At 41.7% G+C, this 13,135-nt stretch carries 14 protein-coding genes; 11 read left to right on the top strand and 3 right to left on the bottom strand.

The genetic code is table 11. The features are described from left to right. Positions 1-54 precede the first annotated feature (54 nt). Complete coding sequence (locus NH454_RS20425) at positions 55-915, bottom strand: cation diffusion facilitator family transporter (RefSeq protein ID WP_062567993.1); 861 nt, start codon at positions 913-915, stop codon at positions 55-57. 170 nt (positions 916-1,085) lie between these two features. Between NH454_RS20425 and NH454_RS20420 the strand changes: the two genes are divergently transcribed. The 9 genes from NH454_RS20420 (at position 1,086) to NH454_RS20380 (ending at position 10,226) form a co-directional block, all read left to right on the top strand. Further along, complete coding sequence (locus NH454_RS20420) at positions 1,086-1,463, top strand: hypothetical protein (RefSeq protein WP_253040107.1); 378 nt, start codon at positions 1,086-1,088, stop codon at positions 1,461-1,463. Between the two features lie 58 nt (positions 1,464-1,521). Beyond that, positions 1,522-2,646, top strand: a complete 1,125-nt coding sequence (locus NH454_RS20415; protein WP_253040106.1) for an efflux RND transporter periplasmic adaptor subunit — start codon at positions 1,522-1,524, stop codon at positions 2,644-2,646. A gap of 9 nt (positions 2,647-2,655) precedes the next feature. Further along, positions 2,656-5,766, top strand: a complete 3,111-nt coding sequence (locus NH454_RS20410) for a CusA/CzcA family heavy metal efflux RND transporter (RefSeq protein ID WP_253040105.1) — start codon at positions 2,656-2,658, stop codon at positions 5,764-5,766. A 127-nt stretch (positions 5,767-5,893) separates the two neighbouring features. Continuing rightward, a complete protein-coding gene (locus tag NH454_RS20405; RefSeq protein ID WP_054552102.1) occupies positions 5,894-6,379 on the top strand; it encodes a GNAT family N-acetyltransferase in 486 nt (161 codons plus the stop codon). Positions 6,380-6,501: 122 nt separating this feature from the next. After that, positions 6,502-7,008, top strand: coding sequence for a hypothetical protein (locus NH454_RS20400; RefSeq protein ID WP_253040104.1), 507 nt, complete (start codon positions 6,502-6,504; stop codon positions 7,006-7,008). Positions 7,009-7,023: 15 nt separating this feature from the next. After that, a complete protein-coding gene (locus NH454_RS20395) occupies positions 7,024-7,638 on the top strand; it encodes a superoxide dismutase (protein WP_253040103.1) in 615 nt (204 codons plus the stop codon). Between the two features lie 75 nt (positions 7,639-7,713). Beyond that, positions 7,714-9,063 (top strand): AlkA N-terminal domain-containing protein, encoded by a 1,350-nt coding sequence (locus NH454_RS20390; protein WP_253040102.1) that lies wholly within the window; start codon positions 7,714-7,716, stop codon positions 9,061-9,063. A gap of 2 nt (positions 9,064-9,065) precedes the next feature. Beyond that, positions 9,066-9,533 carry a methylated-DNA--[protein]-cysteine S-methyltransferase gene (locus tag NH454_RS20385; protein ID WP_253040120.1) on the top strand — a complete coding sequence of 156 codons (468 nt, stop codon included), beginning with the start codon at positions 9,066-9,068 and terminating at the stop codon, positions 9,531-9,533. Positions 9,534-9,641: 108 nt separating this feature from the next. Next, on the top strand, positions 9,642-10,226 hold the full coding sequence (locus NH454_RS20380) for a thymidine kinase (RefSeq protein ID WP_135926501.1): 585 nt from the start codon (positions 9,642-9,644) through the stop codon (positions 10,224-10,226). On the opposite strand, the gene ltaE is transcribed toward NH454_RS20380, so the two are convergent. Together ltaE and rlmF are read right to left on the bottom strand one after the other, a co-directional pair. Beyond that, the gene (gene ltaE, locus NH454_RS20375; RefSeq protein ID WP_253040101.1) at positions 10,209-11,216 is read right to left on the bottom strand and encodes a low-specificity L-threonine aldolase; all 1,008 of its coding nucleotides are present in this window, start codon (positions 11,214-11,216) and stop codon (positions 10,209-10,211) included. The genes NH454_RS20380 and ltaE overlap by 18 nt on opposite strands. Before the next feature lie 10 nt (positions 11,217-11,226). Next, positions 11,227-12,132 (bottom strand): 23S rRNA (adenine(1618)-N(6))-methyltransferase RlmF, encoded by a 906-nt coding sequence (gene rlmF, locus NH454_RS20370; protein ID WP_253040099.1) that lies wholly within the window; start codon positions 12,130-12,132, stop codon positions 11,227-11,229. 385 nt (positions 12,133-12,517) lie between these two features. On the opposite strand from rlmF, the gene NH454_RS20365 reads away from it, so the two are divergent. Both NH454_RS20365 and NH454_RS20360 read left to right on the top strand, forming a co-directional pair. After that, complete coding sequence (locus NH454_RS20365; protein ID WP_253040097.1) at positions 12,518-12,685, top strand: hypothetical protein; 168 nt, start codon at positions 12,518-12,520, stop codon at positions 12,683-12,685. A 178-nt stretch (positions 12,686-12,863) separates the two neighbouring features. Continuing rightward, a complete protein-coding gene (locus NH454_RS20360; protein WP_135926504.1) occupies positions 12,864-13,067 on the top strand; it encodes a hypothetical protein in 204 nt (67 codons plus the stop codon). Positions 13,068-13,135: the final 68 nt, after the last annotated feature.

Below are 13,135 nucleotides of genomic sequence, written 5' to 3'. Positions count from 1 at the left end.
TCCTTCAGTTTGCTGTTAAAACAAAACTGAATTGTAAATGATAACGCGAAACATTTACACTAAAACTTGTTCAATGGTGCAGCTTTCAATAGCAAAGTTTTCATGTAAAAAGTGACGTATTTCATCGTTTTGAATGCTTTGCTTGGCACTAAACTTAAGCTCACAATGAATGTGATGGTCATCTATCTGCCATGTTTTAAGGTAATCAATATCAGTGATTGCAAATTGGGCTTTAAGTTCAGTGATAGCTTCTGGTAGCGCAAAACTATCGGGGGCTGCCTGCATTAAAATTTTACTGCTCGCTATTAGCAGCAAAATACCATGGTAAATGACGTACACCGAAATCAGCATGGTGGCAATTAAATCAACAACATACCATTGATAAAGAATAATTAAGGTACCCGCAATGATCACCACCACAGACGCTAATGCATCAGACACATTATGTATAAACGCAGCACGAATATTCATGCTGTCTTTCGCACCTGCTTTGTAAGTTAAAAGCGCGGTGAATAGGTCAACAACCAGTGCAAAACCTGCAACCCAAATGATGATCCAACCATCAATGGGCTCAGGGTTTAAATAGTTGGATATGGCTTCAACAATTAGGTAACCACCAATCACGATTAAACTTAAACTGTTAAATAAGGTTGCTAAAATTTCAGCGCGTTTATAACCGTATTGATAACGATCATTGGCAGGTTTGGCACCTATTTTTCGGGCAATTATGGCAATGAATAACGATGAGGCATCACTTAAATTGTGCAGCGCATCAGCAATTAAAGATAAGCTGCCAGAAACGAGGCCGCCAATCACCTGAGCGACGGTTAATAACACATTAATTACCACTGCCAGCATGAGTTGGCGGGTGCTTTGGTTATTTGTATCGTGATGATGGTGGTGTCCGTGTCCCATAAAAATACCTAGTTATTGATTTGCTTTATTTTTATACCATGCGTGCTGTGATATTGAAAAGTTTATAATGATTTGTTCGTGTACAGATTATAATTTTCTGTTCAAATGCTGATGGATTTGTTAATTTAACACTGTTGTACCATTTTTTAGTTCTAATTTTTAGGCTCAATGTGAAAGCTGCATTTTTTATTTTGATTAGCGTATTATTGCTCCAGCCCACGCTGGATAGCTTTGATGTGGCCGATCATAATGCTGCGTTTAATCACACCTCGGTACTACTATCTGAAGAAATTGATCTTGAAGCCCATTGCGCTATCAATGGCGATCATCAGCTACACCAATTAGAGCACACCGAACTTAGCAAACAGTTGTCTGATTCAGCCGAAAAAGGCCATTGTCATGTTTGTCACAGCCCTGTGTTTGTCGATTCGCTGCAATTGACCGAGCCTGCTGATACCTATTTTACTAAAATTGAATTTCTCGATTTAAACTTCACATCAGCAGATTTAGCACCGTTACATCGCCCACCTATTTTAGCTCTTACTTAATCCAAAACCCTTTTTAGATTTTATTTGGGCTTAGCCCATTTTAAGTAAGAGACGATATATGTTTTTAAGAAATTTTATGCGTTACGCATTACTGTGCGTATGCTTTATGTATGTGACAAATAATTTTGCGAAAGAAGCACATGAACATCAAGAAAATGAACAAGCTAAGCATGCTAATGAAGTCAATTTAACTGAGCAGCAACAGCAACTAGCTAATATCAAGGTTGAGCGCCTTGTACTGAAAAAACACAATCAAACCTTATATGCACCGGGCGAAATTAAAGCCAATGGTTATGCCAGTTATGTGGTGTCACCGCGCGTTGATTCAATCGTTGTAAAGCGCCATGCCTTGTTAGGGCAACATGTCAATAAAGGTGACTCTTTAGTCACCTTATTTAGTGGCGAAGTTGCCAGCCAGCAAACTGAATTTAGATTGGCCGAAGCAGAGTTAAAACGGCTAACTAAAATGACACCAGGCACGGTGAGCAAAAAGCAAATCTTGACTGCCAAAGCCGAGTATGAAGTAGCTTATAGCCGCTTAGTTGCCTTTGGTTTATCAAAACAAGCCATAACTCAAACACTGACTATAAGCCCAGAAAAACTCGGCGAATATACCTTATTTGCACAAACATCCGGTGCTGTTTTAACCGATAACTTCGCCCAAGGCCAGCGAGTTGATTCGGGGATTGAGTTGATGCTGATTGCTGATGAATCAGCGCTTTGGGTTGCAGCTCAGCTTTCATCGAACCAAGACCGTATTATTAATAATGGCTCTACGGCGCTGTTAGAAGTAAACGGTAATCGCTATCAAGCAACAGTCATTCAAGAAGCACATACCATTGATGAACAAACACGCTCACGAACCGTTAGGCTCGAAGTAAAAAACACTCAGCATAGTTTGCATCCGGGCATGTTTGCCGATGTGTATTTTCATTTTGAAACAGAGCAAGCGGTACTTGCTGTACCAGAAAATGCTTTAACTCGCAGCGCAGATGGTGACTGGCAATTATTTGTTGTTGATGACGATGGTGGTTTTGTCGCACAAGAAGTAACCCTTGGCAGAAGTTTTGGTGATTATCGCGAAGTATTTGGTATTGAAGCCGGACTTGAGGTTGTCACCCAAGGTGCATTTTTTATTGCATCACAGCTAGCTAAAGGCGGATTTGATCCGCATAACCACTAGAGGTGACGCATGTTTAATTTATTAATTGAAGCGGTGATAAAAAATCGTTTACTGGTGCTATTGGCCTTGCTTGCGGCGATTGCTGTGAGTTTATTTATGATCCCAAAACTCAATTTAGATGCCTTTCCTGACGTGACGAATGTGCAAGTTGCAGTTAATACCGAAGCGCCGGGGCTGGCGGCTGAAGAAGTTGAGCAGCTGATCACATACCCGATAGAAGCGGTTATGTATGCACTACCCGATGTAGAGCAAGTTCGTTCTATTTCTAAAACGGGATTATCGGGCGTCACTGTTGTGTTCAAAGAAGGTGTTGATATTTACTTTGCTAGGCAGCTGGTTTTTGAACGTTTGCAGTCTGCTAAAGAGTTGATCCCAGACGGTGTAGGTATGCCAACAATGGGCCCTAACACATCAGGGCTTGGACAAGTTTATCAGTATTTACTTGAAGCAAAGCCAGATGCAAACATAGATAGCATGGCACTACGTAGCTTAAATGATTGGGTGGTTAAATTACTTATATTACCTATTGATGGTGTGACCGATATTTTGTCATTTGGCGGTGAGGTCAAGCAGTATCAAGTAAACTTAAACCCCAATAAACTCCTAGCCTATGACTTAACACAGCAAGATGTTAGTGACGCACTAGATGCTAACAATAGCAATGTGGGTGGCTGGTATATGAACCGAGGCCAAGAGCAGCTGGTTATTCGTGGTACAGGTTGGTTTACCCCAGGCGAAAAAGGGCTTACTGAAATTGCGCAAACGCCTATCAAAACCATTGATGGTACGGTCGTTAAAGTGGCTGATGTTGCGAATGTTGAGCTTGGCAGTGAAATTCGCCAAGGCGCAGTCACCTTATCTAAACGCAATGATCAAGGCGAAATAGTGAATCGGGGTGAAGTGGTCACAGGTATCGTGCTGAAAAGAATGGGCGCTAATACCAAGCAAACGATTGATGGCATTAACGCGCGTGTCGAGATGATAAATCAAGCACTGCCAAATGGGGTTGAATTTAAAGCAATTTACGACCAAGCAGAGCTTATAAGCCAAGCGGTACAAACAGTTATTGATGCACTGCTTTTAGCTTTTGTATTTATTATCATAGTATTAGCGCTATTTTTGTTGGATTTAAGAGCAACATTTTTGGTGTTATTGTCGATCCCTATTTCGATTGGTTTAGCACTGAGTGTAATGGCATGGCTTGGCTTATCGGCTAACTTAATGTCATTAGGGGGTATAGCTGTTGCCATCGGCATGCTGGTAGATGGCTCGGTTGTGATGGTTGAGAATGTATTTAGGCACTTAGGGATGAAGCACAATCAACATAAGCCACCCGCCGAGCTGGTTGCAATTGCTGCGAAAGAAGTCGCACGGCCTATCTTTTTTGCCTCTTTGATCATACTAACGGTATTTTTACCGCTGTTTAGCTTTGAAGGCGTTGAGGCTAAGTTATTTCAGCCAATGGCTGTGAGTATTATGCTTGCGATTATTAGCGCTGTAATTGTTGCCTTAGTTGTGGTGCCAGCACTGTGTGTTTATTTATTTGCTAAGGGCGTGACAGTAAAGCAAAGTATCTTACTAAAACCTATCGATATGCTTTATCAACGGGCTTTACAAAAAGCATTGCAGGCTAAACGCAGCGTTTTAGCTATTGCAGGTTTATTACTAATTGTAGCGGCTGTTATGCTACCAAAGCTGGGTACTGAATTTGTGCCAGAACTTGAAGAAGGCACGATTAATCTACGTGTGACACTTGCTCCATCTGCAAGTCTCGAAACAGCAATCTCAGTGGCTCCAAAGCTTGAAGCCATGTTGCTTGAATTTAACGAGGTGGAATATGCGCTGAGCCGAATCGGTCGGGCAGAAGTAGGGGGCGATCCTGAACCGGTTAACAACATAGAAATCTATTTAGGTTTAAAGCCACATGATCAATGGGTTAACGCGAAAACGCGGGTCGAATTACAACAGTTAATGGAAGCCAAGCTTGAGCAATTCCCTGGGCTTTTGTTTAACTTTTCACAACCCATAGCAACCCGAGTAGATGAGCTTTTATCGGGTGTAAAGGCTCAATTGGCCATTAAGTTGTTCGGAAGTGATTTGGCTGTTTTAAGTGAAAAAGGCCAACAAATTGAGCAGCTAGTTCAGCAAATACCTGGCGCTAAAGATGTCGCGATGGAGCAAATAGGCGGCGAAGCACAGCTGATAGTTAAACCTAATCGTTTGGCGTTATCGCGTTTTGGTTTATCGGTGGCTGATCTAATGGATGTAGTCCAGCACGGTATTGGTGGGCAATCAGCAGGGCAAATTATTAATGCCAATGAGCGCTATGATATTTATGTGCGTATAGCAAAAAGCTTTCGCCAAAACCCAAATGTGATTGCTGATCTTCGACTGCAAACCCCCGCGGGTGCCATTGTTAGGGTAGGTGATGTAGCCGATGTACAGATTGAGTCTGGCGCTCCGCAAGTTCGTCGCGATGATGTACAAAGACGCATAGTCATTCAAGCGAATGTACAGGGGCGTGATATGGGCTCTGTGGTTGCGGATATACGTACTGCGATTGCTGATAAAGTGCAGTTACCAAGTGGTTACAGCGTGGCGATTGGCGGCCAGTTCGAAAACCAACAACGGGCACAAAAGCGGCTAATGATAGTGGTGCCAGTGGCCTTATTACTCATCGCGTTATTGCTTTATTTTGCCTTTAGTAACTTATCGCAAGTGGTGCTTATTCTTGTCAATGTTCCTCTCGCTGTAATTGGTGGGGTGATTGCATTGTATGTCTCTGGGCAATACTTATCTGTACCTAGTTCTGTAGGGTTTATTACGCTGTTTGGTGTTGCTGTATTGAATGGTGTGGTGATGGTTGAAAGCATTAATCACCGAGTGGGTCACGGCGATAGCAAAGATAAAGCGGTATTTGAAGGGGCTGTTTCACGGCTCAGACCCGTACTAATGACTGCGCTTACTTCAATGCTTGGGCTTATCCCGATGTTACTAAGCACAGGCATAGGGGCTGAAATACAAAAGCCACTTGCAACGGTTATTGTTGGCGGCTTGGTCAGTGCAACATTCTTAACTTTGTTTGTACTGCCGGTACTTTATAAGTCGATGAGTAAATAAAGCAAAATGGGGCTAACTCTTAGTAGCCCCTTTTTTAATGCCGTGTATTTCTGTAAAGGGCGTTTACACCATACTAAAGCCCTTATAAACTGGGCGTTAAAATAATGATGTAAAAAAGGAATACAGAGTGAGTAACGCAATTACAATTCGTCCGGCAGTCGCGAGTGATGCTGCAACAATCCTACATTTTATTACCGAACTTGCTATCTACGAAAAAGAACCCGACGCAGTTAAAACAGACGAGCAAGCTATTTTAAAAACGTTATTCAGTGAAGGTGCTACGGCTCATAGTGTTATTTGTTTAGAGGGCGACACGCCAATTGGTTTTGCAGTGTATTTTTATAATTACTCTACATGGCTTGGCAAAAATGGTTTGTATTTAGAAGATCTTTACGTCAGTGCTGATAGTCGTGGTAAAGGTGCTGGTAAGCAAATTATGCAATATCTAGCTAAGCAAGCACTCGAAAAAGATTGTGGTCGTTTTGAGTGGGTGGTACTTGATTGGAATAAACCAGCCATTGATTTTTACGACAGCATTGGTGCTAAACCACAAAACGAATGGATTATTTACCGCCTAACAGGCCAAGAGCTTATCGACTTTGCGCATCAATAAGTAATTTTGATATAGCTTAAAACTAATAAATACCAATATAAATAAAAATCATTTGCATTTAACCTTTTCTGTGTGTAGTTTAAATACACATACAAAGATTGGTATAAGTGCAGGTGATTTTTATGACTCAAACAACACGCCACACACCTTTAACTGCAAACGCCATTGATGATGCGCTTGCCCCTTGGCAAAGTGCAATTTATCAAGGCAACTTAGCATTTGAATCTGGCGAGCTTATTACTGCGCGTGATCATTACACGGTTGCCAGCAGCTGCGCCGAAACGCTTCTGGCGCAATTTTCTAATATCCCAATCAACCAGTCGGTAACTCGCTCGTTAGAACATTGTATTGCAGCATTTGTCGTTGCCACTTTGAATCTTGCCGACACCTTTAAAGTAATGCAAAAACCCGATAGAGCCTGCACCTGGCTTTGCCATGCTCATCAACGATTAAGCGTGCTTTTGAATCACCCAGAGCAACAGGTTCGCACCTTGGTGCTGCACCATCACCATAAAACCTATTATGAACTGGTTAAGTTTGCCAGCATGGCATCGGCATTTCCGGCACTTATTAACCGAATCAATCAGCTATTAGCTGACCATCCCCGCAAAACGCAGTTATTACATTAACGATAAGGAATCAGTATGCCTTTTACATTACCCGATTTAGCGTATGACTATGATGCACTTGAACCGCACATTGATGCGAAAACCATGGAAATTCATCACACCTTGCATCATCAAACCTATATCAATAAAGCGAATGCTGCACTAGAGGGCAGCCATTATTCAGAGCAAGATGCTGAAACATTACTCCGCACTATTTCATCAATGCCTGAGTCATTACAAAAAGCAGTGCAAGAGCATGTGGGTGGCCATCATAATCACTCATTATTTTGGCAAGTTATGTCACCTAATGGCGGCGGTATGCCAAGTGCAGAGTTATATGCAGCCATTGTTGATACATTTGGTAGCTTTGATGAGTTTAAAGAGCAATTTACTAATGCAGCGGTAAGCCGCTTTGGCAGTGGCTGGGCGTGGTTATGTGTTGATGATAATAACCAGTTGGTTGTTGAAAGTAGCCTTAATCAAGATAGCCCACTAATGCAAAATCACACGCCTATTTTAGGGCTTGATGTGTGGGAGCATGCATATTACTTGAAGTATCAAAATCGTCGTCCTGAATATATTGCGGCATTTTACGAAGTGATCAATTGGCCGGAAGTTGAGCGCCGATATTTAGCCGCAATTAAAAAATAGTTAAGGTCCGAAACTGGCTAGTCAAAAAATAATATTCAGTTAAGCTAACGGTATTAGCGTGTAACGAGAATAATTATGACTAGCCAACAATGGCAAACTGCAAGGCAAAGCCGCGACCCACGCTTTGATGGGGTGTTCTTTGTTGCTGTAAAAAGCACTGGCATTTATTGCAGACCAATTTGCCCTGCACCAACGGCACAAGAAAAGAACGTTGAGTATTATCAATATGCGCACTTGGCTGCGCAAGATGGTTTTCGACCCTGCATTCGCTGTCGCCCAGACAGTGCTCCGAATAGCCCAGCTTGGCTAGGTACTAAAACAACCGCATTACGCGCAAAACAACTGATTGATAAAGGCGAGGCTTACGACTGTGAGGTTTTAGCAGACAGGCTAGGGGTGTCGAGCCGCTATTTACGCCGTTTGTTTAACCAACATTTTGGACTGTCGATCACCCAATATCGATTATTTAACCAATGCAATTTTGCCAAGCAGCTATTACAACAAACTGATTTGTCGGTAGCTGATATCGCATTTGCGGCAGGCTTTAATAGTATTCGTCGTTTTAATGATGCTTTTTTAAAGCAGTTAAATATCGCCCCGTCAAAGTTACGCAAGTCAGATAAAAAACCAGCATCAACATTAACTTTAACACTAGCATTTAGGCCGCCTTATAACTGGCAAGCACTCCATGACTTTTTACAGCGCCGCTTAATTAGTGGTTTAGAATGGCTAAGCGCAACGAGCTATGGTCGCACTTTTAAAGACAAATATTGCCAAGGGCAATTCACAGCGCATTTTGTTGAGCATAAAAATCATTTTAAAGTGGTTATTGATATCGATAACACCCGCTATTTACAGCAAGTGATCCATAACATTCGCCGAGTGCTTGATTTAGATGCCGACACGCACACTATTGAACAGCATTTAAATGCAGAGCTAAAAGGCGCAATGCCGCTTTGTGTTGGGCTTCGTTTGCCGGGAATTTGGTCTGAGTATGAAGCCGGTATTCGTGCGGTACTTGGCCAGCAGGTAAGTGTTACAGCGGCTCATAACCTAGTAACACAGCTTGTAAATGAGTTTAATCAGCAAAGTAATAACCACTATTTTCCAAGCCCTGAATGGGTTGCCAATTCTGAACTCGATTTTTTTAAAATGCCACAATCACGCAAAGATGCGCTACGTCGTTTAAGTGCTTATTGTCAGCAAAACCCAGATAATCAAGAGCTTGATAATTGGTTAGAGCTCAAAGGCATTGGCCCATGGACAGTTAATTACGCCAAACTACGCGGTCAAAGCCACCCCGATATTTTATTGGCAGGCGACTTAGGGGTTAAAAAAGCCCTCGCTGGAATAAGCGAATTTAATAGCGAGCACTGTGCGCCATTTCGCTCTTATTTAACTTTTCAACTATGGCAACAATTATGAGTATGCAACAAGTTATTATGCCAAGCCCGATTGGCGATATTACCATTCAAAGTACGTCAAAAGGCATCAGTTACGTTGGCTTTTACCCGGTGGTTGCAATGCAAACAGAGGCTGTTGATGAGCACACCCTTACACCCATTTTAATATGTATAAGTGAGCTAAATGAATACTTTAACGGCGAGCGTACGCGTTTTACTGTTCCGCTAGATACCCAAGGTACCCAGTTTCAAAAGCAAGTATGGCGTGCACTGATTGATGTTGAGTTTGGACAAAGCAGAAGTTACCAAGATATTGCAATTGCCATTAATAACCCAAAAGCGGTGCGTGCAGTGGGGGCTGCAAATGGTAAAAACCCCATTAGTATTATTGTGCCATGCCATCGGATTATTGGCGCAAACGGTAAACTCACAGGCTATGCGGGTGGCCTTGAAAGAAAAGAGTGGTTACTGAAACACGAAGGCTTGTTATAAAACAGTAATTTTACTGGGACAAGGTTTCAAGTAATAAGAGTAAGGTAATAGATGATGTTGCCGCGCGATTAGGGTAGCATATTGCGACTTTAAAATTTGGGCAACATCATGGCACAGCTGTACTTTTATTATTCTGCAATGAATGCAGGCAAATCCACCACACTTTTACAATCTGCATTTAACTACCGCGAGCGTGGTATGGAACCAGTTATTTTAACTGCGGCTATTGATGATAGAGCAGGTGTTGGCAAGGTGTCTTCACGAATTGGTTTACAAGCTGATGCCCATATTTTTGATGCTGATATCGATGTATTTGAATTGATCAAATCATTAAACGCAGAGCAAAAGCGCCATTGTATTTTAGTTGATGAGTGCCAGTTCTTATCAAAAGAGCAAGTAATGCAATTAACAGATGTGGTTGATGAGCTTGGTATTCCGGTGCTGTGTTATGGCTTACGTAACGACTTTAGGGGTGAGTTATTTAGTGGCTCACAATATTTACTTGCCTGGGCTGACAAACTTATTGAGTTAAAAACGGTGTGTCATTGCGGACGTAAAGCTAATCATGTATTGCGTACTGATGAGCATGGCAAAGCGATTGCAGACGGTAATCAGGTAGAAATTGGCGGCAACGACCGATATGTATCGGTGTGCCGCAAACATTACAAAGAAGCGTTAAATCTCGGCCGCTAATGCCGAGATAAAGCTATCAATATCTTGCTTAGTGACGCCTAAATGGGTCACTAATCGCAGTGGTTTACCCGGTGAAAACAGCATGTTTTGCTCTTTTAACGCATGTGCCACTGCTTTTAAATCGATATGTTCGGCAACATTTGCGTAAACAATGTTGGTATCGATTTGAAAAGTTGACGTATCAAAACCAGCTAACGTGTTTAACTGTTCAGCTAAATACGCCGCGTTATCGTGATCCTCAGCAAGCCTTGTTACGTGATGCTCAAGTGCATACTGGCCTGCAGCTGCAAGCATACCCGCTTGGCGCATACCACCGCCAAGTACTTTTCGCCAGCGGCGCGCTTTATCTATCAATGCTTTGCTACCTAATAATAGTGAGCCAACCGGCGCACCGAGTCCTTTTGATAAGCAAATAGATACAGAATCAAAATACTGGGTGATTTCAGTGATATCAACACCTAACTTAACCGCAGCGTTATATACGCGGGCACCGTCTAAGTGCAGAGCAAGGTTGTGTTTATCAACACACTCTCTGGCTTGTTTAAGATAACTTAGCGGGAGAACTTTGCCGCCAATGGTGTTTTCTAAGCTAAGTAGTTTGGTTTTAGCAAAGTGAAAGTCATCAGCTTTAATTGCAGCCACAACTTTGTTTAAATCTATGCTGCCATCGGCATTATTTTCAATTGGTTGTGGTTGAATAGACCCCAATACAGCAGCACCGCCACCCTCAAATTTGTAGTTATGTGCTTGTTGACCACAAATGTATTCGTCGCCACGTTCACAATGTGCCATCAATGCTAGTAAGTTTGCTTGCGTGCCAGAGCTACAATAAAGAGCACTTTCGAAGCCATGGCGCTCAACAGCATATTGTTCAAGCCGATTAACGCTTGGGTCGTCACCATAAACGTCGTCGCCTACTGGGGCGTCATTCATGACCGCGCGCATAGCTGCTGTTGGTTTTGTAACTGTGTCTGAACGAAAGTCGATCATTTTATTGTCCTTATATTAGTTCGTTAAGAATGGCTTCGCGGTCGGCTTGGTCAAAATAGCTCCAAGCAATAAAGCGGCTTATTTTTTGGCCTTGTGCCATTTTTATAACTTTTACGTCTTTCACATCAAGTGTGCTAAGTAACTTTTTTATATGCGGTAAAGTGTCAGACTTAGAAACAAGCGATGTAAACCAAATACATTGCTCTGCAAACTCTTGGCTCTCAATGCACATTTTGCTGATAAACTCGCGCTCACCGCCTTCACACCAAAGCTCGTTTTGGCGGCCACCAAAATTAAGCGCTTTTTGTGGCGCTTTGTTTAGGTTATTCCATTTGCGCTCAGTACCTGCTTTGGCCTGTTGCTCGCTGGCATGAAACGGTGGGTTGCATAAAGTTAGGTGAAAGACATCTTTATTCGATATCACGCCCGTAAACATTTTATCGGCGTTGTTTTGCTGCTTAACATTAATTTTAAGGCGGTTGAATTGCACGATTTGTTTGGCAATTTTAACAGACAAAGCATCAATATCTGAGCCCGTGAAGTGCCAGCCATATTCGTGATTACCCGTAAGCGGGTAAATCACATTTGCACCCGTGCCTACATCAAGCACTTTTACTTGCTTACCCGTAGGAATATGACCTTGGTTATCGCTTGCTAATAAATCGGCCAAGTGATGAATGTAATCCACTCTGCCAGGAACAGGAGGGCAAAGGTAGTTGTCGGGCAAATCCCAAAAATCGATTTTATAATGGCTTTTTAATAACGCTTGGTTGAGGGTTTTAACCGCTAATGCATTGGTGAAATCAATGGTATCAGTGCCCGCTGGAGTTTGCGTTATATAAGGTGTTAGGGCAGGAGTATCTTTGCATAGCAAAGTAAAGTCGTAGCCATTTAAGTGGCGATTTCGCGGATGCATTAAGGAAAACCTATCTGTTAGCCATATCAAAGGCTGATTGTACCAAATAAATCTTTGCTCTGAGTTAGTTTGCGGTGGATATTTTTGCTTAGCCTCATTAAAAGCATGATATGCAAAAATCATTTTTAACTTGAAATACTTAGAAAAAATAATTAAAAATGAAGATGAAGCACTTTATCTTGTAAAAGACAATCGAAGGAATCGAGCTTCTGTGTATTTTAATTGAATATTAAAAACAACAAGGAAGCTTATAAAAATGACTAATAGTATTTTTCTTTGTTCTATTACCTTTTACGTCTTAAGCAACTGGTAATGTGAGCCTCTATGCCCCATCAAAAGAGCAAAATCGTTGTGTTTTAAGTAGTCTGTTTTCAAAGGAATGTTTATGTCTAAATTTAAAAAAATAGTGATAGCTGTAGTAATTTTGCTAAGCCTTGGCGCCATTGCTAAACAATACAATGAGCGCAATCACACTGAAATGGCAATTAAAGAGTGTGGTAATAAAGACAACATCGCCAAAGTCGACTCTAAAGGTTTTGAGTGTAAAGACTAATTGAGGTAAGTGACAGCTGATTAATGTTATAAATACGAAACAGCAGCCGCTGCGTTAAATAATGCTTTTTGAGAAAGACGTTAGTTTAAACTATGAAGGAAGCAGAAAAGAAAATAGTACAAGTAATTGAGCAATAAGGGTGTTATGTAACATAAAGTTTAGATCGCGCGGTACTATTTTGTCTGATTTTAAAAAGCGGACAGATGAAAAAGCTAACTTGTTTCTGCCCCAAGACGTGTTTGGCGAATTTCTCAAAAAAGCGGGCTTCGAACGTCCGCAATTGCTTTTCTATTTTGTCAAAATATATTGCTTGCATAGTCAGAAAAACGACCCAATCGCTCGTTTTTATCCTGAGGTAAAAGCGAGAACTCCTAAATTTTAATAACACTGGTAATTAGTTAACAAGTTTGTTAGAAATAATCTAATAAGAAAAACGAGCTACGCTGTGGT

It is taken from the genome of Pseudoalteromonas sp. Ps84H-4 (assembly GCF_024124645.1).
Lineage (GTDB): Bacteria > Pseudomonadota > Gammaproteobacteria > Enterobacterales > Alteromonadaceae > Pseudoalteromonas > Pseudoalteromonas lipolytica_C.
This window is presented reverse-complemented; position numbering and strand designations above follow the sequence as displayed.

What these genes read in the sequence shown, in the direction of transcription:
- NH454_RS20395 (WP_253040103.1), top strand. Translation starts at nt 7,024, where the DNA reads ATGCCTTTTACATTACCCGATTTAGCGTATGACTATGATGCACTTGAA.
- NH454_RS20380 (WP_135926501.1), top strand. Translation starts at nt 9,642, where the DNA reads ATGGCACAGCTGTACTTTTATTATTCTGCAATGAATGCAGGCAAATCC.
- NH454_RS20410 (WP_253040105.1), top strand. Translation starts at nt 2,656, where the DNA reads ATGTTTAATTTATTAATTGAAGCGGTGATAAAAAATCGTTTACTGGTG.
- NH454_RS20385 (WP_253040120.1), top strand. Translation starts at nt 9,066, where the DNA reads ATGCAACAAGTTATTATGCCAAGCCCGATTGGCGATATTACCATTCAA.
- NH454_RS20400 (WP_253040104.1), top strand. Translation starts at nt 6,502, where the DNA reads ATGACTCAAACAACACGCCACACACCTTTAACTGCAAACGCCATTGAT.
- rlmF (WP_253040099.1), bottom strand. Translation starts at nt 12,132, where the DNA reads ATGCATCCGCGAAATCGCCACTTAAATGGCTACGACTTTACTTTGCTA.
- ltaE (WP_253040101.1), bottom strand. Translation starts at nt 11,216, where the DNA reads ATGATCGACTTTCGTTCAGACACAGTTACAAAACCAACAGCAGCTATG.
- NH454_RS20365 (WP_253040097.1), top strand. Translation starts at nt 12,518, where the DNA reads ATGTCTAAATTTAAAAAAATAGTGATAGCTGTAGTAATTTTGCTAAGC.
- NH454_RS20390 (WP_253040102.1), top strand. Translation starts at nt 7,714, where the DNA reads ATGACTAGCCAACAATGGCAAACTGCAAGGCAAAGCCGCGACCCACGC.
- NH454_RS20425 (WP_062567993.1), bottom strand. Translation starts at nt 915, where the DNA reads ATGGGACACGGACACCACCATCATCACGATACAAATAACCAAAGCACC.
- NH454_RS20415 (WP_253040106.1), top strand. Translation starts at nt 1,522, where the DNA reads ATGTTTTTAAGAAATTTTATGCGTTACGCATTACTGTGCGTATGCTTT.